This window comes from Arthrobacter sp. B2a2-09, assembly GCF_027587375.1.
GTDB lineage: Bacteria > Actinomycetota > Actinomycetes > Actinomycetales > Micrococcaceae > Arthrobacter.
Genome location: NZ_JAMXIC010000113.1, coordinates 1 through 339, shown reverse-complemented (window position 1 = coordinate 339; position 339 = coordinate 1). Strand labels below are relative to the sequence as shown.

Annotated in this window: 1 pseudogene; it reads left to right on the top strand. The window is 65.8% G+C overall.

Annotated features, from left to right (window positions below):
- A pseudogene (locus NFJ07_RS25775) lies at positions 1-339 on the top strand (lipoyl synthase); the annotation flags it as partial.

Here is a 339-nt window from a genome sequence, read left to right as displayed (position 1 = left end):
GTCTGCGAGGAAGCCGGCTGCCCGAACATCTTCGAGTGCTGGGAAGACAAGGAAGCGACCTTCCTGATCGGCGGCTCCGAATGCACCCGCCGCTGCGACTTCTGCCAGATCGACACCGGCAAACCCTCCCCCGTGGACCGCTTCGAACCCACCAAGGTCGCCCGCTCCGTCCAGGCCATGGCCCTGCGCTACGCCACCGTCACCGGCGTCGCCCGCGACGACCTGGAAGACGAAGGCGTCTGGCTCTACGCCGAAACCGTCCGCAAGATCCACGAACTGAACCCCGGCACCGGCGTCGAACTGCTCATCCCCGACTTCTCCGGCAAACCCGAACACATC